The organism is Burkholderia sp. AU45251 (assembly GCF_030482905.1).
Lineage (GTDB): Bacteria > Pseudomonadota > Gammaproteobacteria > Burkholderiales > Burkholderiaceae > Burkholderia > Burkholderia aenigmatica.
In genome coordinates, this window is sequence record NZ_JAUJQH010000042.1 from 18,416 (window position 1) to 41,092 (window position 22,677).

The following is a 22,677-nucleotide window of genomic DNA, read 5'->3' on the forward strand; positions in this document are numbered from 1 at the left end:
TCAGTCGAGAAACAGCGCGGCGCGCGCCTTCAGCGCCGCGCTGAAATCGTCGAGCCAGCCGATCGACAGGCGCCAGCTCTGCCAGTACAGCTCGATGTCGACGGTTCGCCCGCGCGACATGTCGACCAGTTCGCCCGCCGCCAGCTGGCGGTCGACCATCCGGTCCGGACACATTCCCCATCCCAATCCCGTTTCGCACGCGCGCAGGTAGCCCGCGACGTGCGGTATCCAGTGCTGCGGCGGATCGAGATCCGCACGCGTCACGCGCCGGATGAAACGCGCCTGCAGCCCGTCCTTCGGATTGAACATCACGCACGGCGCGCGGCGCAGCGCATCGCGCGTGATGCCCGCGCCGAAGTAGCGCTCGTAAAACGCCGGCGAGCACACCGCGCGATAGCGGATGCGCCCGAGCCGCTCCGACCGGCACCCCTGGATCGGCTCGGCCTGCGCCGTCACGGCGCCCTGCACGCTGCCGTCGCGAATGCGCGACGCCGTGTAATCTTGGTCGTCGATCACGAGGTCGAGCAACGTCTCGCGCGCCGTGCAGAACGGCCCGACCGCGTCGATGAACCACGTCGCGACGCTGTCGTCGTTGACGGCCACACGCAACGTCGGCCACGCGCTCGCGATCTGACCCGGCAGCGCCGGCATCCGGCCCCCCAGCTCGGCCTCGAGCAGTTGCACGCGCTCGGTATGCCGGCACAGCAGCGCCCCTGACGTGGTCGCGACGCACGGCTGCCCGCGCTTGACGAGCACGCTGCCGACCCGTTCCTCCAGCAGCTTCACGCGCTGCGACACCGCCGACGCCGTGACATTCAGCTCCTTGGCTGCCCGCTCGAACGAGCCGTGCCGGATCACGGCCGCGAGGGCATCGAGCAACGCGTAGTCGAGCATTAGATTTCCTTAATCTGCATTAGGTGAATTAGCTTCTCTTATTTTCATGCTGACCGCAGACTAGCGCTACCCGATTCATTCGTCCACTGCTTCTACGGCTGTCACTCTCCATGAACTGGCTCGCTTTTTCCCACGGCGCCGCACTCTGCGGCTCGCTCATCGTCACCATCGGCGCGCAGAACGCCTTCGTGCTGCGGCAGGGCATCATGCGCTCGCATATCGGCAAGATCGTGCTGCTGTGCGCACTGTCCGACATGATCCTGATCGGCGCGGGCGTCGGCGGCGCATCGGTGCTCGTCGAACGCTATCCGACCTTCGTCCACGTCGTGCTGTACATCGGCCTCGCGTATCTCGCATGGTTCGGCATCAACGCGCTGCGCCGCGCGTTCAAGCCGGGCCACGAAACGCTCGACGTGCGCGGCGACGCGGTCGCGCCGCCGCCGCAAAGCGGCCCGGCGATCGTGCTGATGACCCTCGCGTTCACGTGGCTCAACCCGCACGTGTATCTCGATACGTTCCTGCTGATCGGCACGGCCGGCGCACGCGAGCCGGAAGGCACGCGGCTCGCGTTCGCGATCGGCGCGATGTCGGTCAGCGTCGTGTGGTTCCTCGGGCTCGGCTACGGTGCGCGACTGCTGGCACCGTGGTTCCGCAAGGCTGTTGCGTGGCGCGTGCTGGACGGCGCGATCGGCAGCATGGTGCTGTTTCTCGCGGCCGTACAGTTGCGCTGACCGGCACACCGTCGCCCGTCGTCCCGCCCGCTCCGGCGCCACGCCGGAGCACCCCGCTTCGACACCGGCACGATCGGCAATGCATCCGTCCACGTATCGCTGCGGACGTACGACGCGCAACGGCCCGGCCATGCGACCGTCGAGTTCCGCGACAACAGGATGGGTGACGAGCAGGACGTTTCGCTCGGGCTGACGTCGCCTTCGTCGAAATAGGCCGGCGACACCTGTCTGCAGTGCATACCGAATTGCACGCCATATAGACGAAAACCATCATCGCGTTTTGACCGGCACGGCCGCTTGTGTTGACTCAGCCGGACATCGATCGCGCGCGCAGCCGCAACGCCCCGCTGCAAGCGCGTCACGCCGCCGCCCCGGTCTTTCACCGATTGACCCCGCCCGCCGACCTGCCCGAGACTGCGCCGCTCGGGCGGTCATTGGGAGAACGTCATGCCGGACACCAGCACGGAGATCGCCACGATCTCGACGCGCGCCGTACGCGGCCACGAGCGCGTCGACTTCTGGGTCGACCATGTCGCGCGCACGCTCGTGCGGATCGAATGCAGCGGCAAGTCATCCGAAGGCATCGACGCGACGTTGCGCAAGCGCGACCTCGGGCTGTTCGGCGCGTGCGACATCGTCGCGAACCGGCATGCGGTCGTGCGCACGCCGCACAACATCCATGCGGACCAGCGCGACGCCGTGTTCATCTGCCTGATGCACGCCGGGCAAGGCTATACGTTCCAAGACGTCGACTGCATGCAGCACGGGCCCGGCGATCTCGTGCTGTACGACACGTCGATGCCGTACGGTCACGGCTTTCCCGCCGACATGGCGATGACCGTGCTCGACGTGCCGCGCGACGTATTCGAGGCGCGCGTCGGCCCGTGGCGCTACCGCAGCCTCGTCAAGATCGATCGCGGCGACGGCGTCGCGTCGTGGGCCGTGCGGCAGGTCTACGCGCTGCTCGCCGCGCCGCAGGAGCCGACGCCCGATGCGCGCGAACGGCGCGCCGCCGCGATCCTCGATCTCGTGCAGTCGATGCTGCGGCTGCGCGACGGCGACGCGTCGCCGACCAAGTCGACCGTCCACACGCTGTCGCGCGCCAAGGCGTTCATCGACAGCCATCTCGCCGACGATGACCTCGACAGCCGGGCGGTGAGCCGCGCGATCAACCTGTCGCCGCGCCAGCTCGCGCGCGTATTCGAAATCGAAGGGATGCCACTCACGCGCTATATCCTTGCGCGACGGCTCGAACGCTGCCGCGCCGACTTGCGCGACCGGTCGCTGAAGCACCTGACGGTCAGCGAGATCGCATTCCGCTGGGGCTTCAACAACAGCGCGCACTTCAGCCGCAGCTATCGCGCGCGCTTCGGCGAGACGCCGAGCGATACCCGCGCGCCTACGCCGGCGCCGGCCGACGCGCGCTAGGGCCTGTTCACGCTAATAACGGGCTTGCGAACGCGCCTTTCCGCTCGCAGTGCAAGAAGTGACGAGCGCGGTTTGGCCGTGCCAAACGCCCCGAAGGAAGTCCCCTTGGGGGACAAGCGACGAACGACGCCGCAATGCGGGCGGAGAGGCACGTTCCCCTGTTCGGGAAAATTCATTCGTGGGGCGGCCACCAGAAGGGCCGATCGCCGCGTCATGCTCCTCGCGAATACGTCGAGTATTCGCTTCGTCGCAATCCTTGCGCTCGGCCCTTCTGGTGGCCAGCGCAAGCCCGTTATTAGCGTGAACAGGCCCTAAGCCGCCACCTGCCACCCACTACCCGCCGCCGTGTCCCTACAAGGCAAGCACGGCGTCCGTCCCGGTCAAATGGGGCGGCATGGCGCTCGCTAAGCTGGTTTCCTGCGCGGCGGCACTCGTTTCGCCGCCCGACAGCAAGGAGAAGAAGCGGGATGGAGACGTACGACCATATCGTCGTCGGCGGCGGTTCGGCCGGCTGCACGGTCGCGCACCGGCTGGTGAAGGCCGGCAGGCGCGTGCTGCTGCTCGAGGACGGCCCGAAGGACGACAGCCTGTTCATCCGGATTCCGGCGACGTTCATCCGCGTGCTCGGCACGCGGCGCACGGTCACGTTCGAAAGCGAGCCGCAACCCGGTGCGGCGGGACGCAAGACCTACGTGCCGCAGGGCCGCACGCTCGGCGGCGGCAGTTCGGTCAACGCGATGCTGTACGTGCGCGGCACGCGCGACGACTACGACGACTGGGCCGCACTCGGCTGCACGGGCTGGGGCTGGGATGACGTGCTGCCCGTGTTCAAGCGTGCCGAATCGCACCTGCGGCTCTCCGAGCCGTTTCACGGCACCGACGGGCCGCTGAAGGTCGGCGACACGCGCTTCCGGCATCCGTTGAGCCTCGCGTTCGTGAAAGCCGCGCAGGAAGCCGGCATCGCGTACAACGACGACTTTAACGGCGCCGCGCAACATGGCGCCGGCTTTTACCACACAACGATCTTCGACGGGCAGCGCGGCAGTACCGCGGCCACCTATCTCGCCGACGCGCTCGGCCATCCGAACCTGCGCGTGCTGACCGGCTGCCGCGTCACGCGCATCCGCTTCGACGGCCGGCGTGCGACCGGCGTCGAATGGCAGACGGAAAGCGGTGCGACGGGTTCGGCCGCCGCGCGCGCCGACGTCGTGCTCGCAGCCGGTGCGCTGAGCACACCGAAGCTGCTGATGCTGTCGGGCATCGGGCCCGGCGCGCACCTGCACGCGCACGGCATCGACGTGCTGCACGACAGCCGCGACGTCGGCGCGAACTACCAGGATCATCTCGAAGTCTCGATCTACGGCCGCAGCCACGCGCCGGTCAGCCTGCTGGGCGAGGATCGCGGGCTGAAGGCGCTGCGGCACGGGCTGCAGTGGATGCTGTGCCGCACGGGCCTGCTGACGTCGAACGTCGTCGAATCCGGCGCGTTCGTCGACACGACCGGCAGCGGCCGTCCGGACATCCAGTTCCACGTGCTGCCGACGCTCGTCGGCGACGTCGATCGCGCACCGCTGCCCGGCCACGGCCTGTCGATCAACCCGTGCCTGCTCAGGCCGCGCTCGCGCGGCTCCGTGCAACTGCGCGGCAACGATCCGGCCGCGCCCATTCTGTTCGACAGCGGCGCGCTGTCCGACCCGGCCGATGTCGACGGCCTCGTGCGCGGCGTCGCGCTCGCGCGGCGGATCATCCGTGCGCCGTCGCTCGCCCGCATCGTGCGCGAAGCCGAGACGCTGACCGACACGGCACTCGCCGACTACGTGCGGCGTCGCGCGAAAACCGTCTATCACCCGGCCGGCACCTGCCGCATGGGCAACGACGAACATGCGGTCGTAACGCCACACCTCACGGTGCAAGGCGTCGACGGATTGCGGATCTGCGATGCGTCGGTGATGCCGCGCATCGTGTCCGGCAATACGAACGCGCCGACGATCATGATCGCGGAGCGCTGTGCGGAGTTCATGCTGGCGGAATAGCGCAACGCGGCGCGCGGGCGCCTTCGTTCACGACAATAAAAAACGGCGCGTGAGACACGCGCCGCCGCTCCATCTGCATCGCCTGCCGGAATCAACGCCCGGCCGCGCGCGCCGCCTCGCGCAGCGCCATCGGCGACGCACCATAGCGATCGCGAATCGCACGGCTGAAGTGTGCCTGGCTCGAAAACCCCCAGCGAAACGCGATCTCGCCAACGCTCGTCTTGCGCAGCCTCGCATCGGTCAGCTCGCGATGCGCATTCGACAGCCGTTCCGACCAGATGTGCTGCGTGATCGACTCGCCTTCGGCCGCGAAGAGCCGGCTCAGATGCCGCAGCGACAGCCCGACCGCGTCGGCGACGGCCTGCGGCCCGAGCTCCGGGTCGCCGAGATGCGTCGCGATGTACTGCTTCGCCGTCAGCAGATACGACAGCGAAGCCCGCGACGCGCCCGCACCGTTCACTTCCGCGTCGATGAGTTCCGCGATCAGCGTGCGCGTGTGTTCGGCGAACCGTGCGGCATCGCGTTCGACCGGATCCTTCATGAACCGCTCGACACTCGCGCGCAACGTCGCGCCGAGCATCGCGCCTGCACCCGGCTTCGGCGCGATTCGCAGCGGCAGCGCCGCCAGTTCCGCATCGAGCCGGTCGTCGAACGTCGTGATCGGAATATCGATCAGCAGCTGCCGCATCGGCGTCAGGAATCCGAACAGATAGGGCACGCGCGTGTCGTAGACGACGACATCGCCGGCGTCCGCGAGCAGGCAGCGGTCCCGCTGGATGAAATATGCGCGCCCGCTCAGGATCTGGCACGCGAACAGCGACTCCTTCGGCAACTGGCGCACCAAGGCGGGGCTGCGCTCGATCACGTGATCCTGGCCGCTGATGTCCGCGATGCCAAGGCCCGGCAGCGCGATATCGGTCTTCTCGACCTCGAGCCCGGCCGGCGACAGTGACGAGCAGCGCAGGCCGACCAGCGTCGCCGCATTGAACGCATCCCAGTACGCCATCCTGTCGCGCGCCGGCACGTCGGCGGTCGAGCCTCGCGTGCGGGAAAAAACGGTCGTATTCGTCACGTCGCCTCCTGCTGGCGCCTGTCGTGCGGAGCGGCACGGATTGGGGGATGGTTCGTCTGGATTCTGGTGCGATGCAATGTCCGGCGCGGTCAAGCAATTCGTCCCGCCCAGTCAAGAGCGGCGCGCACCGGCTGGCTAAAGTCGAGCCCACGACACCCATACAAGGAGACAGACCGTGGTCGACAAAGCCGTAGCCGAATTCTGGCAAAACATCCCGCCGATTGCCAATCCGTTCAAGCCCGATGCGCTGCCCGAAGCGTACATCGCGAACGCGGCCACCGACGACGAACGCTATTACGTTCCGTTCACCGAAACGGTTTCGTCGCGGCCGCTGTGGATCTCGCCGTCGCAGAACAAATGGTGCGACATCCTGATGGCCAAGGAAGCCGGGCTCGTGAACCGGCACTATCACCCGCACGAGGTGTTCGCTTACACGCTGTCAGGAAAGTGGGGTTATCTGGAGCACGAATGGACCGCGACGCGCGGCGATTTCGTGTACGAGACGCCGGGCGAAGGCCACACGCTCGTCGCGTTCGATCACCCGGAGCCGATGCGCGCGTTCTTCATCGTCAAGGGGCCGCTGATCTGGCTCGACGAAGCCGGCAACCCCGACGGCTACTTCGACGTGCACTCGTACATCGCGATGTGCAAGGCGCATTACGAGAAGGTCGGCCTCGGCGCGCAAGCGATCGAGAAGCTGTTCCGCTGACGCGCGGCGAGGCTCACCATGACATCCCCTTCCTCCTCCAGATCCGCCTGGACGTATGAAAACAGGCTGCTGCTGATCCTGTTCATGACGTTCGGCTTCGTGTTCTTCGACCGCCTCGCGCTGTCGTTCCTGTTCCCGTTCATGTCCGCCGAGTTGCACCTGACGAACACGCAACTCGGCATGGTGTCGTCCGCGCTCGCGCTCACGTGGGCGCTGTCGGGCGCCGCGACCGGCGCGTGGTCCGACGCGCGCGGCACGCGCAGGCCGCTGCTGATCGCGGCCGTGCTCGGCTTCTCCGTGTGTTCGGCGCTGTCGGGGCTCGTCGGCGGCTTCGCGAGCCTGATCGCGTTCCGCGCGCTGATGGGCATCGCCGAAGGCCCCGTGCTGCCGCTGTCGCAATCGCTGATGGTCGAAAGCTCGACGCCGAGCCGCCGCGGGCTGAACATGGGCTTGCTGCAAGGCTCCGCCGCCGGCCTGCTCGGCGCGATGATCGGCCCGCCGGTGGTCATCGGCATCGCGACCACGTACGGCTGGCGCGAAGCGTTCTACGTGTCGTGCGTTCCGGGCTTCCTGATCGCGTTCTGCATCTGGCGCTGGGTGCGCGAAGTGCCGCCCGGCGGCGTGCGGCACGCGCAGGCCGATACCGCCGGCGCGCCGGCCGCGAGCGGCGCGGCAGTCAGCCGCTGGGCGCTGCTGAAGGAACGCAACATCCTGCTCTGCATGCTGATCAGCTGCTTCTTCCTCACGTGGTTCATCGTGATCATCTCGTTCGCGCCGGTGTTCCTCGTGGAAAGCCGCCACCTGTCGCCGTCCGACATGGGCGTCGTGATGACCTGCCTCGGCGCCGCCTGGGTGTTCTGGGGCTTCGCGGTGCCGGCGATCTCCGACCGGATCGGCCGCAAGCCGACGATGATCGCGTTCGCGCTGATCGCCGCCGTGTGCCCGGTCGTACTGATCCATGCCGGCTCGCTCTGGGCGCTCGGCGCGCTCGTGTTCGCCACGTACACGGGCCTCGGCTGCTTCACGCTGTTCATGGCGACGATCCCGGCCGAAACGGTGCCGCCGCGCGCGATCGCCAGCGCGCTCGGCCTGATCATGGGCGCGGGCGAGCTGATCGGCGGCTTCGTCGCGCCGACCGTCGCCGGATTCGCGGCGGACAAGTACGGCCTGCAGTTCGCGATGTGGACGTCGGCTGCCGGCGCGATCCTCGCGTGCGTGCTGTCGTTCGGCCTCGTCGAGACCGCGCCGGCCGTGCTGCGCAAGCGCGCGCTCGCCGGCACGGCCGCGAGCCGTCTCGATGCACACAACCTCGGAGGACGCTGACATGCGGGCACTCCAATGGCATGGCCCGCGTGACGTCCGGCTCGTGGAAATCGACACGCCGCGCGTCGGCCCCGGCGACGTGCGCATCGCGGTCGCGTATTGCGGAATCTGCGGCAGCGATCTGCACGAATACGCGGACGGCCCCCACGCGATACCGGTCGACACGCCGCATCCGCTGTCGCGCCGCACCGCGCCACTGACGCTCGGCCATGAGTTCAGCGGCACCGTCGTCGAAGTCGGTGACGGCGTGACGGCGCTGCGCGCGGGCGATCGCGTCGCGGTCGAGCCCGAATATCGCTGCCACCAGTGTGCGTACTGCCACGCGGGGTCGTACAACCTGTGCGTGTCGATGGGCTTCGCCGGGCTGATGGGTGACGGCGGGATGGCCGACTTCGCGGTCGTGCCGGCCTACATGCTGCATCGCCTGCCGGACGGCGTGAGTCTCGAACAGGCCGCCGTGATGGAGCCCGCCGCCGTCGCGCTGCACGCGTTGCGGCGTGGCGAACTGCGGCTCGGCGAGACCTGCGCAGTGTTCGGGCTCGGACCGATCGGCCTGCTGCTGATCATGCTCGCGAAGCTGCAGGGGGCAACGACGCTCGTGGCCGTCGACGTGTCGCCCGAACGGCTCGCGGCAGCGAAACGCTTCGGCGCAACGCATACGTTCGATGCGCGCGCACTCGGTGCCCCCGCGCTGCAGGACGCGATCCGCACGGCCACGGGCGGGCTCGGCGTCGACGCGAGTTTCGAAGCGGCCGGGTTGCCAGCCACGTTCGAATCGGCGATGCAGGCGCTGCGCAAGGGCGGGCGCGTCGTCATGGTCGGCCTGATGCCACGCGCGGGCTTCGACGCGTTCCGCGCGGTCAACGACGAGCTGACCATCACGACGAGCGTCGGTTACCGGCATGCGTATGAAGACCTGCTGCGCATCGTCGCGTCGGGCGCGCTCGACCTCGCGTCGATCGTCACGCGCACCGTGTCGCTCGAAGAGGCCGTCGCCGACGGCTTCGACGCGCTGCTCGCCGACCGCGCGCAGATCAAGATCCTCGTTTCACCCGCGCAACGGCCGGCCCGTCGCGCACACACCATCGGGAGCGTCGAGCATGAGTCGTCAGTGGGCATTTGAGGGCCAGTCCGTCATCGTGACGGGCGGCACATCGGGCATCGGTGCGCGCACGGCGATGCGCTTTGCGGAAGCCGGCGCGTCGGTCGTCGCGCTCGGGCTCGATGCGGCCGGCCCGCATGCGCCCGTGCACGCGGGCATCCGGTGCGTGGAACTCGACGTGACCGACAGCGATGCGTTGACGCGCACGATCGCGGCGCTGCCGCGGCTCGACGTGCTCGTCAACGGCGTCGGCATCAGCCGGCACGCGGACGAATACCGGATGGACCAGTTCGAGCGCGTGCTGAACGTGAACCTGACGTCGGTGATGCGGACGTCCGACGCCGCACTGCCGACGTTGTCGGAGCATGGCGGCAGCATCGTCAATGTCGCGTCGATGTACACGTACTTCGGCAGCAAGGACCGCCCCGCGTACAGCGCGAGCAAGGGCGGCATCGCGCAGCTCACGCGCTCGCTCGCGCAGGCGTGGGCCGATCGCGGCATCCGCGTGAACGCGGTCGCGCCCGGCTGGATCGACACGCCGCTCAGCAGCGGCCTGATGGCCGACACGCAGGCGTCGCGGCGCATCCTCGAGCGCACGCCGCTCGGGCGCTGGGGCACGGCCGACGAAGTTGCGGAAGTCATCCTGTTCCTGTGCTCGCCCGGCGCATCGTTCGTGACCGGGGCGGTCGTGCCGGTCGATGGCGGGTATTCGACGGTCTAGCGCGCTGTTCAACGGGCATCGGCGGGCGAGCGAATTCCGCCGATGCCCGCCGCACCCCGGTTTCCTTTGTTTGCCGCTGAACCGGGATTCGCCTGGTTCGGCTTTGTTCATATCAATCAGTAGTCCAATCAAAAATATCCGACCTGATCGGAAACATGTGAGGAGCACATTGGAGATGACGAAAAAGACCCTTCTGGCGCTTGCGGCATGCGCCCTTCCCGCCGCATCGTACGCGCAGAGCAGCGTGACGATGTTCGGGTTGATGGATGCCGGCATCAGCTATGTCAGCAATCAAGGCGGCCACGGTGCCGCGAAGTTCGACGACAACATCTTCTTCCCGAACCTGCTCGGTTTCGAAGGCAAGGAGGATCTCGGCGCGGGCACGCGCGCGATCTTCCGGCTCGTCAACCAGTATTCGCTCGGCAACGGCTCGATCATCGGCGGCGGGCTGTTCGCGCGCACGGCCTATGTCGGGCTGCAGAACGACCGGTACGGCACGCTGACGCTCGGCAACCAGTACGAGTTCATGGTCGATGCGCTGGCCGCGAGCGGCAACGAGGTCGCGCAGGATCTCGTCGGGCTGTACGGCTTTCGCAACGGCCCGTTCGACAAGCTCGCGTTGCCGAACAACCCGACCGGCGCATTCGACTGGGACCGCGTCGCGGGCAGCAATCGCGTGGCCAATTCGGTCAAGTACACGAGCCCGTCGCTGTCGGGCCTGACCTTCGGCGCGCTGTACGGTTTCGGGAACGTCGCGGGGTCGGTCGGCGCGAACAACACGGTCAGCGTCGGCGCGAGCTACGACAACGGCCCGTTCGGCGCGGGCGCAGCCTATACGAACCAGAAGTACGGCGCGACGGACGGGCTGCCGCCGACCAGCGTGCGCAACTGGGGCGCGGGTATGCACTACACGCTCGGCACCGTCACGGGGAAAGCGCTCTTCACGACCGTACGCAACGCGCAAAACGGCGCGGGCGCGTGGTCGGCGGAAGCCGGCGCCGCGTGGCGGCCGTCGCCGGCATGGGTGATCGGCGCGAGCTACACGTACATGAAGGGCAACGACACGCTCGACAACGCGCACGCGCACCAGTTCCTGGCCGCCGTCCAGTACTGGCTGTCGAAGCGCACGATGGTCTACGTGGCGGGCGTGCATCAGCGCGCAAACCACGGCAGCAATGCGCAGATCAACGGCGTGATGGACGCGAACGGCGCGTCGAGCGGCGCACTGCAGTCGATCGCGCGGATCGGGTTCAGCACGCGGTTCTAGGCCGCCGCCTTGGCGGATCCTGTCGGCGATCCTGCGTCCGGATCGCCTGATGACACGGGCGCGGCGCCGGCTTCCCTGCCGCCCTCGTCATCACAAGCGGCCGGCCACCCGCCGATTCTGATCGCGCAGCATGGATGCACGCAGCCGCTGCTAACCCGACGATTCCGCGCCGCCCCCATCCTGCATCGCTGCTTCCCGACATTGCGACGGCGTGACGCCGAAGCGCCGGCGAAACAGGCGCGCGAAATAGGCCGGATCGGAGAACCCCGACTGCAGCGCGAGACGCGTAATGCTCGCACCGTCGGCGCCGGTCTGCGACAGCACTTCGTGGCACTTCTCGAGCCGCAGGCGCTGGATCATCGCCTGCGGCCGCTCGCCGATCGACTCGAACGCCTGGTAAAGCGTGCGGCGGCACACCTTCAATGCGGCCGCAATGCGATCGGGCGACAGTTCGCCGTCGTCCAGATGCCGATGAATGTATTGCTGCGCGTCGCGCAGCAACGTCTCGCGGATCTTGCGTCGCGAAGCGGGCGCCGTGCCGTCCGTGAAATCGATTGCCTCGGCGAGCAACGTCGTCACCAGTTCCAGCACGCCGAAGCGGCTGCGCGGATTCATGCGCCGGCCCTCGGTGATCATCGCCTGCAGGCTGGCGAGCGCCACGGCCGCGCCGCCCGTCGTCGGCATCGCGCGGCCGATCGCATGGCGGGCCAACGTCAGCAGCGCGTCATGATCGGCCACTTCGCACAGCATCGTGACGAATTCGCCGTGTGCGTCGCTTTGGATCCAGTACGGGCTGCTTGCCTCGTACACCGTGAAATGCCCTGGCGGCACGACCACTTCGCACGCACCCTGCTCGAGTCTCGCCACGCCGCTCAATTGCCAGATCACCTTGACGTAGCGGTGCTTCAGCGTCTTGCAGGCGTCGCGTCCGATGGAGGCGCTATGCGCGCTTGCCGCAATGCGCGCCACGCGGCAGCGCGGATGATCGAACACGTCGACACTGGCGTCGAATGCACCGGACGCGCCGGCGTTGAGTTCCAGCGGAAAGAACCGATGCCGGATCTGCTCCGACCAGCACGGTAGTGCGCCCTCCCGCAGCAGCGGATGCGATCCCGAATCGATCATGACGTTCGCCTCCAGAAATATCCGGCTTTCAAGTACGTCCATTGCCTGGCCGCCTGCATGCGCCGGCAGCGGGCACGACGATCGACTCGCCCGGCTTCCGGCCGCGTGCGGCGACACGCACTCGGCAAGCATCGATGAGCGGGGAGGGGATCGGATCGTAGCGTACGGCGCGTCGACGCAAAAGAACATTCGCACAACTCCCATGCGCGACCGGAACGCTACCTGACGCAGTAAAGATTTCACCTAGATGCACCGCACTCCTGATGGCTCTGCACGCAAACACATGCGAGCGGAAAACTGGCGCGGCACCCTGCTGACGGGCGGAAACCGGCTTCCGGCCGGGCTTCACGCAACCAGCCCATGCCGTCACGCACCCCGTCCAAAGACAAACAGCGGCCGCTCACGCGCCGCAGCAGGAGACAAACGATGAAACGACGATCCATTTCCCTGATGCTGTCCGCACTCGCCGTCGCGCACGGCGCCCACGCAACCGAAGGTGGCGGCTCCGTGTACCCGACCGGGGCGGAAGGCTACCTGTGCTGCGCACTGCCGCCGCCCGGGCTCTATGCGCTGATCTATGCGGAGCGCTATCACGCCGGCGAACTGCGCGACAACGACGGCCGCAACGTCGCGCCGCCGGACCTCAGCATCACCGCCTATTCGGTAACGCCGCGGATCGTGTGGGTCACGCCTTACACGTTTGCCGGCGCATCGCTGGCCATGCATGCGCTGCTGCCGCTCGTGACGCTCGACGTGCACGCGGGCGGGCAATCGCAACGGCGAACCAGCGTCGGCGACATGACGTTCGGGCCGGCGCTCGGCTGGCACGTCACCCCGACGCTGCACACGCTGCTCGCCGTCGATTTCTTCGCGCCGACGGGCCGGTACGACAAAAGCGACCTGGCCAACATCGGCCGAAACTACTGGGCGATCCAGCCGATCGCCGGCATCTCGTATGGCGGCCGTACCGGGCCGGTATTCGACGCGAAGCTCATGTGGACCTTCAACCAGCGCAACCACGCGACGGACTACCAGTCCGGCCAGGAATTCATCGTCGACTATTCGGCGGGCTGGGGTTTCGGCAACGGCCTGACGGTCGGCGCGGGCGGCTATGTCTACCGGCAGATGACGGACGATTTGCAGGCCGGGCACACCATCGCCGGCAACCGCGGCCGTTCGTTCGCGATTGGCCCATCGATCAAGTACGACGGCGGAAAGGGCTGGTTCGTGACCGCCAAATACCAGATGGAAACCGATGTGCGAAACCGCCCGGAAGGCGCGGCGTTCTGGCTCAAGGCCGTGTTTCCGCTCTGATTCGAATGGATCCGCGTCGGCGTCGCCCGACGCGAAGGCGGCGCAGGTCATCCCTGCGCCGCCCGTTTCAGCGCCCGAGCAGCAGATCGGCGCCGCGTTCGCCGATCATGATCGCCGGCGCATTGGTATTGCCGCTCGGCACCTGCGGGCAGATCGAGCAATCGATCACGCGCAGATTGGAGAAGCCGTGCACGCGCAGCGTCTTCTGGTCGACTACCGACGTGCGCGGATCCGTGCCCATCCTGCAAGTGCCGGCCGGGTGATAGACGGTCTTGATGTCCTGCCGCACGAATCGCTCGATCGCCGGCAGATCGTCCGGATCGATCCGGGCCGGCGCGACGATTTCCTTCACGTGCGCCTGGAGCGCCTTCGCCGACAGGATCCTGAGCCCGGCCTGAACGGCCCGGATCTGACCGTCGAGGTCGGCCGGGTCGCTCAGGAAGTTCGCATCGATCGTCGGAAGGTCCGCCGGATCCCGGCTGCGCAACCCCACCTGCCCGCGCGATTTCGGTTGCAGATGGCCGACCTTGACCGACATGCCGTGCTCGCTCGCCGGCGGCTTCTCGCCCGGCGTATTGTCGAAATTGTCGAGCAGCGGCAGGAAGTGGAACTGGACATCGGGCCGCCCGGTGCCCTGCGTGTCGATGAATGCGCCGCCTTCGAGGATGTTGCTGGTCAGCAGGCCGCTCCTGAAGCACTTCCATTGCAGGAAATGGCGCATCGCGCGGAGCCCCGTGTTCTCGCCGTAGAGGCTCGCCGGCGTGCGAATCGACGCCTGCACCGACATGTGCAGATGATCGTGGAAGTTCTTGCCGGTCGGCAACGCGGCAACCGTCTCGATCCCGAGCGAGGCGAGATGCTCCGCCGGCCCGATGCCGGACAGCATCAGCACTTTCGGACTCCCGATCGCCCCCGCGCTCACCACGACTTCGTTACGCACGCGTACCGATACGGGCGCATTGCCGCCCTCGCTGAATTCGACTGCGACCGCACGCCCCGCCTCGGTCCGGATCCGGTGCACGAGTGCGCCGGTCACCACCTTCAGCTTCGCGTCGTTGCGCACCGATGCCAGATAGGTCTGCGCGGTGCTCGCGCGTTCGCCGTTGCGCGTCGTCGTCTGGTAATAGCCGATGCCCTGCTGCACTTCGCCGTTGAAATCGTTGACGTAGGGCAACCCCATTTCCTGCCCGGCCCGGATGAACGCGGCCGTCAATGGATGGCGATAGCGGTTCTCGCTGACGGGCAGCGGGCCGGTCTGGCCGTGATACGCGGGCCCCAGGCTTTCGTTCGCTTCCGCCTTCTTGAAATACGGCAGCACGTCGTCGTAACGCCAGTCCGTGCATCCCCACTGCGTCGCCCAGTCGTCGTAGTCCTCGCGCTGCCCGCGGATATAGATCATCCCGTTGACGGAACTGCCGCCGCCCAGCACCTTGCCCTGCGCGATGATCATGCTGCGACCGTTCGCGTTCGGCTGCGGCTCGGTCATGTAGGGCCACGATTTCTTCTGGAACACCTGCATCACGCCGCCCGGAATCCGGTGGAACGGATTGTCGTCGCGCGTGCCGGCCTCCAGCAGCAACACCGAACCGGCATTCTGCTGAATCAGCCGCGCGGCCACGACGCAACCGGCGGAACCCGCGCCGATGACGACGTAATCGAAGGTCAGGTCTTGAGTAGTCATGTGTCTGTCGATAGGGGTGGGCGGGCAAGCAACGCAATGCCCGCAATCTTGTTGTTGTGGTATCTCCGTGCCGAAACGTGCGCGGCTACATCGCGATCGTGACGACCTTCTCCTCCAGGTACGCATCGAGTCCGCTTTGCGACAGGTCGCGCCCGACTCCGCTGTCCTTGAAGCCACCCCACGGCAGCCGCGCGTCGAGCGGGCTCCACGCGTTCACCGCGACCGCGCCGACCCGCAGACGGGCAGCGGTGCGGTGCGCGGTCGCGAGATCGCGGGTCCACAGCGACGCGGACAGCGCGTAGACGGTGTCGTTCGCCAGCGCGACGGCCTCGTCTTCCGTATCGAACGGAATGATCGTGCCGACCGGCCCGAACACTTCGTCGCGCGCGATGCGCATTGCCGGATCGACGTTCGCGAACACCGTCGGCCGCACGAAGAAGCCTTGCGACGGCACCGGCTCGTCGCCCGCGACCATCGTCGCGCCGTCGCGAAGCGCCGCTGCGATATGCGACTTCACGCGATCGGCATGGCGGGCGCTGATCAGCGCGCCCATCTGCGTCGCCGGGTCGAACGGCGTGCCGACCCTGACCGACCGCGCCGCATGCGCGAGCGCGCCGACCACGTCATCGTAGTGACGGCGCTGCACCAGCACGCGCGAGCCGGCCGCACAGGTTTGCCCCTGGTTGACGAACAATCCCATCGCGACGCCAGCGATCGCCTGCTCGAGATTCGCGTCGTCGAAGATGATTTGCGGCGCCTTGCCGCCGAGTTCCAGCGTCAGCCGCTTGAACCGCGCGCCCGCTTCGCGTGCGATCGAGCGGCCGACCTCGGTGCTGCCGGTGAAACTGATCTTGTCGACACCCGGATGATTGACCAGCGCGGCCCCGACCGACGCGCCGATGCCGTGCACGAGATTCACGACGCCCGGCGGAAAGCCCGCCTGCACGGCCAGGTCCGCCAGCGCGCCGACCGCGAGCGGCGCGTCCTCCGACGGCTTGATCACGACCGTGCAGCCGGCCGCGAGCGCGGGCGCCAGCTTCCAGCACGCGATCATCAGTGGCGCATTCCACGGCACGATCAGGCCGGCGACGCCGACCGCCTCGCGCACCGTGTAGTTGACGGTGGGGCGCCCCATGAAGCCGCCGGTCGGAATCTGGCGGCCTTCGAGCTTGTCCGCCCATCCGGCGAAGTAGCGCAGCGTGTCGATCGACATCGGCAGGTCCATCATGCGGACCTCCATGGCCGGGCGCCCCTGTTCTCGCGCGAGCAGTTCGACGAAGCGTTCCGCGTCGTGCTCGAGCAGGTCGGCCAGCCGGTTCAGCAGCTTCGCGCGCTCTGCGCCCGACAACCGGCTCCAGTGCCCGCCGTCGAATTGCGCGCGGGCCGCGCGTACGGCCCGGTCGACGTCGGCGCCGGTGCCGGCCGCCACGCGCGCAAGCAGGTGTCCGGTGCACGGTTCGAATTTCTCGAACCACTCGCCCTGCGCGGCGTCGCACGCCTCGCCCGCGATCCGGTGTTGAAGGGTGTACTCGGCTGTCATGTGGCTGCCTCCAGATTAAAGGCCGATCCCGCGCTGAAAGGCCGATCGGCATATCTGGCCCACTGTAGGACGCGGGTTCTGGCGGCGCTGGGACATCCGTGCACCGAATGCAGGATTCACATGCACACGCGTGCGAAGTGTTCGTCGGCGCCGAACGTGGGTGCACATGTCGCACGGCGTCAGCGCGTTCGCCCATAGAGGACGGATCGGAACACGACAGCTCAGCCATGTCGACGGCCGATGCGGCCGCCGTCCCTGAAGCACCTGGCGATCGGCTGAAGCGATTCGTCGTAGTCGCCGGGCTGACGTGCTCCCAACTCGATATCGGCGCAGGAATCGGCGGTCTGGGTATGATCGGAGCGGACACCTGGTACATGACAAGGTCCACAGACGGTGCACAAGAAAAGAGCGTAGAGAAAGATGATTGCCCGAACAAATGCAACCCACGCCGAACCGTGTCGGGGAAAATCATCAACGTTGGCACATATGGGTACAGACCGCTGACGTGATACCCGATAATGAAATGCAACACGGTGTGTACGGGTCGCATCACAATATGTTCCAGATCAGTCAAATGCCATATCCGAAATGTGATTGCGTCCTAGCGAGGCAAGAATATGTGCTTAAGCTGGATCAATTAACATTATGCGCGGCGCCGGTTGAGCCATTTCTCAACCCGCTTTGATAGAGAAGAGGTTCATCGTGAAATACGTTTTATCTGGATTGGATATTCACATCGGCGATCATGTTATCGTCGAAGGGGACGTTACAGGCATTGTCGTTTGTGATTTCGACAAACGCCGACGTGTGGCCGGGTATGACGACTGGCTTATCGATCGAGAGTTGGTCGGAGGTGGAAAATTGTCAGAAGGAATTCTTGTGAAAACAAAGGCGCTTGGATTTCTTTACTACTCCGGCGTTGATGATGACATAGTAAAAGACCCCCAATTTATCGATACGAAATGATATTTTTTAGACATCAAGACGGTGATCAAATAATAATTGACGACAAAATGACGATCGGGTGAAGGCAGCGGCAGTGTTGTTGCATGCAGTGGCACTGATGATCACTCGACCGACTATCCGATGATGCAGCGGCACCGCGGATAAAAATATGCCGTAGTAAATTTTGAATATGATCAGCGCACGATCGCGCAGCCCTACCGGCGTCGATATGTCGATGCTGTCCCGAAGTTGTCGTGCCTCGCTCGTCATGAGCACCGGCGTTTTCCCAGTGCTCGCCGTGTGACTCGGCCCGCGCACCGATGCAGGCGGGCTCACCGACACGACTTGGCCGGCCGCCAGCAAGTCGTCGAACTGCGACCGAGCTGACGCCGCAGTGCTGGATTCAGAAGTATCGGCTGTAGGCGAACCGGCGTGCGCTGGAAGATCCGGTGGATACCAATTGCACGTTGCTGGAGTTCGCGGTCGCTCGCGGGTTTTCGGACGTCACGCATTTCGGGCGTGCGTTCAAGGCGCGGTTCGAGTGTGGTCCGGGGGCGTATTGCGACGCGCGCCAGTATGCTCCCGTGGCGTGACGCGATCCGCGTCCGGAGCGCGCGCGGGTGAGTCAGATGGATCGCAGCGAACCGTTGCCAACCTGACGTGCGAGGACGGGCAGGCAACTTCACTGCATCGTCGCCGAGCCCTTTCCCTCTTTGGCAACCCGGGCGGCACTGGATGCGCCGGACCCGTCCATCCTCCCCCAATAATCCTCCTTGACACCCTATCTTTCGATATATATCTTTAGATATGTTTTACGATATATAGGACACGATCATGCGACACAACCCTTCCCGCGGCCATGCCCGATGCGACGGTCATGGTGCGCATGCCCGCCCTGACTGGTTCGCCGGTCTCTGGTACGCAATCGGCCGCCACCGTCGCGGCCACGACTCGTTCGGCGGCGGCCCGTTCGGCGGCCGTGGCGGGCGCGGCGGCTTTGGCGATTTCGGCGACGACGGCATGCCGCGCGGCCGCCAGTTCAGCTCCGACGATCTCCAGTTGCTGTTGCTCGCGCTGGTCGCCGAGCAACCGAGCCACGGCTACGAGCTGATCAAGGCGCTCGACACGCGTTCGAACGGTTTCTACAGCCCGAGCCCCGGCATGGTGTACCCGGCACTCACGTATCTCGAAGAAGTCGGCTTCGTCGCGTCGCAGGCGGAAGGCAACCGCAAGCGCTACGCGCTGACCGACGCCGGCCGCGCGCATCTCGACGCCCAGCGCGAACGTGTCGACACGCTGTTCGCGCGCCTCACGCATCTCGCACGCAAGATGGAGTTCATGCGCCGCGCGTTCGCCGGGGAATCGGCGGGCAATGAAGCGCAGGACGAAGCGCAAGCAGGCTGGCTGCCGGAGTTCGTCGAGGCGCGTCTCGCCCTCAAGCGCGCGCTGCTGCACAAGAGCGCGGCCGACGCCACCGAACAGCGGCGCATCGCGGCGATCATGCGCCGCGCGACGGCCGAAATCGAAGGCGGCACCGGCGCGTAATCCGCGCCGCCCCGTCAAAACATAAGGAGAACGGATTGATGCAGAACACATCCGACCGCACCGTGACCCGCGTGCGCCACACCCTCAAGTTCCGCTTGCTGCAGGTCCTGCGCGTGCACACCGTGACGCCGCACCTGCTGCGCGTCACGCTCGGCGGCCCCGATCTCGCGGATTTCGAATCCGCGTCGTTCGACGATCACGTGAAAGTATTTTTCCCGCCGCCCGGTGCCGAACGGCCCGTGCTGCCGACGCTCGGCGCGAACGGTCCCGAGTTTCCGGAAGGCGAACCGAAGCCGGTCGCGCGCGACTTCACGCCGCGCCGCTTCGACCGCGCTGCCTGCGAACTCGATCTGGAATTCGTGCTGAACCATCCGGGCCCCGCGTCGCAGTGGGCCGCACAGGCACGCGTCGGCCAATGGCTCGGCATCGGCGGCCCGCGCGGTTCGTTCGTCGTCCCGACCGGTTTCGACTGGCACCTGCTGATCGGCGACGATACGGCGCTGCCGGCGGTCGCGCGGCGTCTCGCGGAAATGCCGGCCGGTGCGCGCGTGGCGGTCGTGCTGGAAGTCGCGGATCGCACCGCGCAGATCGCGTTCGACACGCATGCCGACGTGCATGAAATCTGGCGCTTTCGCGCCGAAGCCGACGCGGCGGACGGCGACGCGCTGCTGAATGCCGTGCGCGACCTGCCGCTGCCGCCGTCCGGCGACGGCTACGTCTGGGCGGCCGGCGAAGCGCTGTCGATGCGCGCGGTACGCCAGCACCTGACTGGCGAGCGCGGCGTCGACAAGTCGCGCATCCGTGCGGCGGCGTACTGGAAGCGCGGCGCGGCGGCCGTGCACGAAACGCTGGAAGACTGAGAAGGGGTGCGGGTACCCGACAAAGCGGTACCCGGTTGAAATCGAACGGCCGATGTCACAATCGTCGCGTCGGCGCACCAGCGGGCTTGGCACCGCTATCGTGGCTGGTATATATCTGTGTGTGCGACGCCGCTGTCGGGCGACAGCCGCCGCAGCCAGCCCAGGAGCGCCCGGTCATGACAAAAGAAAGCCACGCTTCGCCGTTCCTTCGCAACCTGAAGATCGCCGGCTATTGCGGCCTTGCCGCGGTGGTACTCGCGCTGTTCGTCGCGATGTGCGCGATCCTGAAGGAAAGCGCGCTGGACCGCGACTCCGCGCAACACCCGGCCGATACGCCGGAACTGCACGATGCGGGCGGCGGCCCGTCCGCATCGGCCGAATCGGCCAAGACACCCAACTGACGGCGTCCTGCCCGATCGCCTGCCGCTTACGGCGCGTGCCGGCGGCCCATCACGACTGCATGCACCGAATCGCCGAGCCGTTCGAGCAGCGCGGTCACGCGTTGCCCGTACAGGTGCGCGGCCAGCGCGCCGGCCGTGCCGACCAGCACGCCGCCGGCCATGTCGAACGGCCAGTGCACGCCCGCATAGATACGCCCCCATGCAATCGCCGCGGCCATCGCGGCCATCACGAACCCGGTGAGCCGGGTCGTGCCGCCCAGCATCAGCCCGGCCGCCATGCTCCACGCGAACGTCATGTGATCGCTCGGAAACGAGCTGTCCGGCGCGTGCGGAATCAGTTGCGTGCCGACGCCGGCCATGAACGGGCGCGGCGAGAACCAGAAATGCCCGATGACCTGCGCAAGCGCGAGCGCCACGCACACGCCGACGCCGGCTTCGATCGCCTGGCGCCGCGTCGGGCGCGCGCCGAAGATCCAGGTCAGCAGCAGCATCGCGGGCAACGCATAGACGAGCCAGTCGGCGGCGAAGATGGCGAGGCGGGCAACGCCCGGCTGCGGCGCAACCCCGGCGTTGATGACGGAAAAGAGGGTGAGATTGAGGGTCTGCATGAATCCGGTTGCGTGGGGCGTAAAAAATCAGCCGGTTTCCCGGCCAGATACGAACGATGCTAAGGCGCACCCGCTTAAGCAATGCTTAATACGGACGCCGCACGCGATGAAGCCCGCTGCGGCGAACGCACTTAGAGCCTGCACTGCAGCACAAGTTCACACATTTGTCACATTTCCGCGCAACCGTCTCCCGAAAAGGCTCACTCGGCATCCCGTAAAGACTCACCTTTTTCACATCGCGGCGTCATCGACGCGTGCGAACATCGGGACGCCGGGTGCCATCCATGCCGTTTGCATCATTCATCTCAATATTTACGTCGCGAATTCTTCGAAATCGGCAACAATTAATTCCAAATGCGGCATCGCACAACGGCAACGCACAGGCATAGGATTACGAGCTTACGAGCACTCATCCACGAAGCGATCAACAACAAGGAGTCCGCATGAAACCCAGCGATGTCCGATCGAAAGCGTTTGCGATGCCGTTGACCAGCCCTGCCTTCCCGATGGGCCCTTACCGTTTCGTCGATCGTGAGTTCCTGATCATCACGTATCGCACCGATCCGGACCGTCTCCGCGAAATCGTCCCCGAGCCGCTGCAGATCACCGAGCCGCTCGTGCATTACGAATTCATCCGCATGGCCGATTCGACCGGCTTCGGCGACTACACCGAAAGTGGCCAGGTGATTCCCGTCGAATACAACGGCCAGCCGGGCGGCTACACGCTCGCGATGTATCTCGACGATCACCCGCCGATCGCCGGCGGCCGCGAACTGTGGGGCTTCCCGAAGAAGCTCGCGTCGCCCACGCTGCACGTGAACACCGACCACATCCTCGGCACGCTCGACTACGGCAAGGTGCGCGTCGCCACCGGCACGATGGGCTACAAGCACAAGGAACTCGACATCGACGAGCAGACCAAGCGTCTCGCCGGTCCCAATTTCCTGCTGAAGATCATTCCGCACGTCGACGGCACCGCACGCGTCTGCGAACTGGTGCGCTATTACATGCAGGACATCAAGATGAAGGGCGCGTGGACGGGCCCCGCATCGCTCGCGCTGGCGCCGCACGCGCTCGCACCCGTGGCCGACCTGCCCGTGCTCGAAATCGTCGAAGCCCGCCACCTGGTCGCAGATTTGACACTGGGCCTCGGCGAAGTCGTCTACGATTACCTGGCTCAGTAACACGTCCGCAGTCCTTTCTCCCTGTCAATCCTTTCACCACGGGAATTCGAACATGAGCAACCTGAATGGCAAGACCGCAGTCGTCACGGGCGCCGCGAGCGGCATCGGCAAGGAAATCGCACTCGAGCTCGCGAAGGCGGGCGCGGCGGTCGCGATCGCCGACCTGAACCAGGACGGCGCGAACGCGGTCGCCG

General features: G+C 66.5%; 21 protein-coding genes and 1 pseudogene. 15 read left to right on the forward strand and 7 right to left on the reverse strand.

Annotated features, from left to right (window positions below; genetic code table 11):
- Positions 1 to 894 carry a LysR family transcriptional regulator ArgP gene (locus QZM67_RS37900; RefSeq protein WP_175025957.1) on the reverse strand — a complete coding sequence of 298 codons (894 nt, stop codon included), beginning with the start codon at positions 892 to 894 and terminating at the stop codon, positions 1 to 3.
- A gap of 110 nt (positions 895 to 1,004) precedes the next feature.
- Here QZM67_RS37900 and QZM67_RS37905 point away from each other — a divergent pair, with 110 nt between their 5' ends.
- The 3 genes from QZM67_RS37905 to QZM67_RS37915 all read left to right on the forward strand — a co-directional run bounded on the left by QZM67_RS37905 (position 1,005) and on the right by QZM67_RS37915 (position 5,086).
- Positions 1,005 to 1,625, forward strand: coding sequence for a LysE/ArgO family amino acid transporter (locus QZM67_RS37905; RefSeq protein WP_301811209.1), 621 nt, complete (start codon positions 1,005 to 1,007; stop codon positions 1,623 to 1,625).
- Positions 1,626 to 2,072: 447 nt separating this feature from the next.
- Positions 2,073 to 3,053 (forward strand): helix-turn-helix domain-containing protein, encoded by a 981-nt coding sequence (locus QZM67_RS37910; RefSeq protein WP_175025956.1) that lies wholly within the window; start codon positions 2,073 to 2,075, stop codon positions 3,051 to 3,053.
- A gap of 467 nt (positions 3,054 to 3,520) precedes the next feature.
- Entirely contained in the window at positions 3,521 to 5,086 is a 1,566-nt protein-coding gene (locus tag QZM67_RS37915; RefSeq protein WP_301811212.1) for a GMC family oxidoreductase, read from the forward strand.
- A gap of 91 nt (positions 5,087 to 5,177) precedes the next feature.
- Here QZM67_RS37915 and QZM67_RS37920 read toward each other — a convergent pair whose 3' ends face one another.
- Positions 5,178 to 6,158, reverse strand: coding sequence for a helix-turn-helix domain-containing protein (locus tag QZM67_RS37920; RefSeq protein ID WP_175025954.1), 981 nt, complete (start codon positions 6,156 to 6,158; stop codon positions 5,178 to 5,180).
- A 175-nt stretch (positions 6,159 to 6,333) separates the two neighbouring features.
- Between QZM67_RS37920 and QZM67_RS37925 the strand changes: the two genes are divergently transcribed.
- From QZM67_RS37925 to QZM67_RS37945, 5 genes are all read left to right on the forward strand, one after another.
- Positions 6,334 to 6,867 (forward strand): 2,4'-dihydroxyacetophenone dioxygenase family protein, encoded by a 534-nt coding sequence (locus QZM67_RS37925; RefSeq protein ID WP_043186175.1) that lies wholly within the window; start codon positions 6,334 to 6,336, stop codon positions 6,865 to 6,867.
- An 18-nt stretch (positions 6,868 to 6,885) separates the two neighbouring features.
- Positions 6,886 to 8,190: an MFS transporter gene (locus QZM67_RS37930; protein WP_175025952.1), complete on the forward strand. Its 1,305-nt coding sequence runs from the start codon at positions 6,886 to 6,888 to the stop codon at positions 8,188 to 8,190.
- 1 nt (position 8,191) lies between these two features.
- Complete coding sequence (locus tag QZM67_RS37935) at positions 8,192 to 9,313, forward strand: 2,3-butanediol dehydrogenase (RefSeq protein WP_301811220.1); 1,122 nt, start codon at positions 8,192 to 8,194, stop codon at positions 9,311 to 9,313.
- Entirely contained in the window at positions 9,291 to 10,013 is a 723-nt protein-coding gene (locus QZM67_RS37940) for an SDR family NAD(P)-dependent oxidoreductase (protein WP_301811222.1), read from the forward strand. Before QZM67_RS37935 ends, QZM67_RS37940 begins: the two co-directional genes overlap by 23 nt.
- A 175-nt stretch (positions 10,014 to 10,188) precedes the next feature.
- Complete coding sequence (locus QZM67_RS37945; protein ID WP_301811225.1) at positions 10,189 to 11,280, forward strand: porin; 1,092 nt, start codon at positions 10,189 to 10,191, stop codon at positions 11,278 to 11,280.
- 150 nt (positions 11,281 to 11,430) lie between these two features.
- Here the strand turns inward: QZM67_RS37945 and QZM67_RS37950 are convergent, their stop codons facing one another.
- Positions 11,431 to 12,405, reverse strand: a complete 975-nt coding sequence (locus QZM67_RS37950; protein WP_301811228.1) for a helix-turn-helix domain-containing protein — start codon at positions 12,403 to 12,405, stop codon at positions 11,431 to 11,433.
- Between the two features lie 426 nt (positions 12,406 to 12,831).
- Here QZM67_RS37950 and QZM67_RS37955 point away from each other — a divergent pair, with 426 nt between their 5' ends.
- A complete protein-coding gene (locus QZM67_RS37955) occupies positions 12,832 to 13,719 on the forward strand; it encodes a transporter (protein WP_301811231.1) in 888 nt (295 codons plus the stop codon).
- A 67-nt stretch (positions 13,720 to 13,786) separates the two neighbouring features.
- On the opposite strand, the gene QZM67_RS37960 is transcribed toward QZM67_RS37955, so the two are convergent.
- Both QZM67_RS37960 and QZM67_RS37965 read right to left on the reverse strand, forming a co-directional pair.
- Positions 13,787 to 15,400, reverse strand: a complete 1,614-nt coding sequence (locus QZM67_RS37960) for a GMC family oxidoreductase (RefSeq protein WP_301811234.1) — start codon at positions 15,398 to 15,400, stop codon at positions 13,787 to 13,789.
- 85 nt (positions 15,401 to 15,485) lie between these two features.
- Positions 15,486 to 16,940 (reverse strand): aldehyde dehydrogenase, encoded by a 1,455-nt coding sequence (locus QZM67_RS37965; RefSeq protein WP_301811236.1) that lies wholly within the window; start codon positions 16,938 to 16,940, stop codon positions 15,486 to 15,488.
- A 702-nt stretch (positions 16,941 to 17,642) separates the two neighbouring features.
- Between QZM67_RS37965 and QZM67_RS37970 the strand changes: the two genes are divergently transcribed.
- Positions 17,643 to 17,906 (forward strand): hypothetical protein, encoded by a 264-nt coding sequence (locus tag QZM67_RS37970; RefSeq protein ID WP_301811238.1) that lies wholly within the window; start codon positions 17,643 to 17,645, stop codon positions 17,904 to 17,906.
- Positions 17,907 to 18,077: 171 nt separating this feature from the next.
- Here QZM67_RS37970 and QZM67_RS37975 read toward each other — a convergent pair.
- A pseudogene (locus QZM67_RS37975) lies at positions 18,078 to 18,236 on the reverse strand (integrase); the annotation flags it as partial.
- Between the two features lie 483 nt (positions 18,237 to 18,719).
- Here QZM67_RS37975 and QZM67_RS37980 point away from each other — a divergent pair.
- The 3 genes from QZM67_RS37980 (at position 18,720) to QZM67_RS37990 (ending at position 20,691) form a co-directional block, all read left to right on the forward strand.
- Complete coding sequence (locus QZM67_RS37980; RefSeq protein WP_301811241.1) at positions 18,720 to 19,430, forward strand: PadR family transcriptional regulator; 711 nt, start codon at positions 18,720 to 18,722, stop codon at positions 19,428 to 19,430.
- Positions 19,431 to 19,468: 38 nt separating this feature from the next.
- On the forward strand, positions 19,469 to 20,290 hold the full coding sequence (locus QZM67_RS37985; RefSeq protein WP_175023571.1) for a siderophore-interacting protein: 822 nt from the start codon (positions 19,469 to 19,471) through the stop codon (positions 20,288 to 20,290).
- Positions 20,291 to 20,466: 176 nt separating this feature from the next.
- Positions 20,467 to 20,691, forward strand: coding sequence for a hypothetical protein (locus QZM67_RS37990; RefSeq protein ID WP_175023570.1), 225 nt, complete (start codon positions 20,467 to 20,469; stop codon positions 20,689 to 20,691).
- Between the two features lie 26 nt (positions 20,692 to 20,717).
- Here QZM67_RS37990 and QZM67_RS37995 read toward each other — a convergent pair whose 3' ends face one another.
- On the reverse strand, positions 20,718 to 21,299 hold the full coding sequence (locus QZM67_RS37995; protein WP_301811244.1) for an undecaprenyl-diphosphatase: 582 nt from the start codon (positions 21,297 to 21,299) through the stop codon (positions 20,718 to 20,720).
- A gap of 443 nt (positions 21,300 to 21,742) precedes the next feature.
- Between QZM67_RS37995 and QZM67_RS38000 the strand changes: the two genes are divergently transcribed.
- Both QZM67_RS38000 and QZM67_RS38005 read left to right on the forward strand, forming a co-directional pair.
- Entirely contained in the window at positions 21,743 to 22,483 is a 741-nt protein-coding gene (locus tag QZM67_RS38000; RefSeq protein WP_301811246.1) for an acetoacetate decarboxylase, read from the forward strand.
- A 52-nt stretch (positions 22,484 to 22,535) separates the two neighbouring features.
- Positions 22,536 to 22,677: SDR family NAD(P)-dependent oxidoreductase (locus tag QZM67_RS38005; RefSeq protein ID WP_131932263.1), on the forward strand; the 142-nt coding region annotated here is incomplete at its 3' end.

Excerpts from the sequence above, each read along its gene's own strand:
- QZM67_RS37955 (WP_301811231.1), top strand. The coding sequence starts at position 12,832 with ATGAAACGACGATCCATTTCCCTGATGCTGTCCGCACTCGCCGTCGCG.
- QZM67_RS37930 (WP_175025952.1), top strand. The coding sequence starts at position 6,886 with ATGACATCCCCTTCCTCCTCCAGATCCGCCTGGACGTATGAAAACAGG.
- QZM67_RS37935 (WP_301811220.1), top strand. The coding sequence starts at position 8,192 with ATGCGGGCACTCCAATGGCATGGCCCGCGTGACGTCCGGCTCGTGGAA.
- QZM67_RS37915 (WP_301811212.1), top strand. The coding sequence starts at position 3,521 with ATGGAGACGTACGACCATATCGTCGTCGGCGGCGGTTCGGCCGGCTGC.
- QZM67_RS37950 (WP_301811228.1), bottom strand. The coding sequence starts at position 12,405 with ATGATCGATTCGGGATCGCATCCGCTGCTGCGGGAGGGCGCACTACCG.
- QZM67_RS37905 (WP_301811209.1), top strand. The coding sequence starts at position 1,005 with ATGAACTGGCTCGCTTTTTCCCACGGCGCCGCACTCTGCGGCTCGCTC.
- QZM67_RS37985 (WP_175023571.1), top strand. The coding sequence starts at position 19,469 with ATGCAGAACACATCCGACCGCACCGTGACCCGCGTGCGCCACACCCTC.
- QZM67_RS37900 (WP_175025957.1), bottom strand. The coding sequence starts at position 894 with ATGCTCGACTACGCGTTGCTCGATGCCCTCGCGGCCGTGATCCGGCAC.
- QZM67_RS37995 (WP_301811244.1), bottom strand. The coding sequence starts at position 21,299 with ATGCAGACCCTCAATCTCACCCTCTTTTCCGTCATCAACGCCGGGGTT.
- QZM67_RS37960 (WP_301811234.1), bottom strand. The coding sequence starts at position 15,400 with ATGACTACTCAAGACCTGACCTTCGATTACGTCGTCATCGGCGCGGGT.
- QZM67_RS37940 (WP_301811222.1), top strand. The coding sequence starts at position 9,291 with ATGAGTCGTCAGTGGGCATTTGAGGGCCAGTCCGTCATCGTGACGGGC.
- QZM67_RS37980 (WP_301811241.1), top strand. The coding sequence starts at position 18,720 with ATGCGACACAACCCTTCCCGCGGCCATGCCCGATGCGACGGTCATGGT.
- QZM67_RS37990 (WP_175023570.1), top strand. The coding sequence starts at position 20,467 with ATGACAAAAGAAAGCCACGCTTCGCCGTTCCTTCGCAACCTGAAGATC.
- QZM67_RS38000 (WP_301811246.1), top strand. The coding sequence starts at position 21,743 with ATGAAACCCAGCGATGTCCGATCGAAAGCGTTTGCGATGCCGTTGACC.
- QZM67_RS37945 (WP_301811225.1), top strand. The coding sequence starts at position 10,189 with ATGACGAAAAAGACCCTTCTGGCGCTTGCGGCATGCGCCCTTCCCGCC.
- QZM67_RS37965 (WP_301811236.1), bottom strand. The coding sequence starts at position 16,940 with ATGACAGCCGAGTACACCCTTCAACACCGGATCGCGGGCGAGGCGTGC.
- QZM67_RS37910 (WP_175025956.1), top strand. The coding sequence starts at position 2,073 with ATGCCGGACACCAGCACGGAGATCGCCACGATCTCGACGCGCGCCGTA.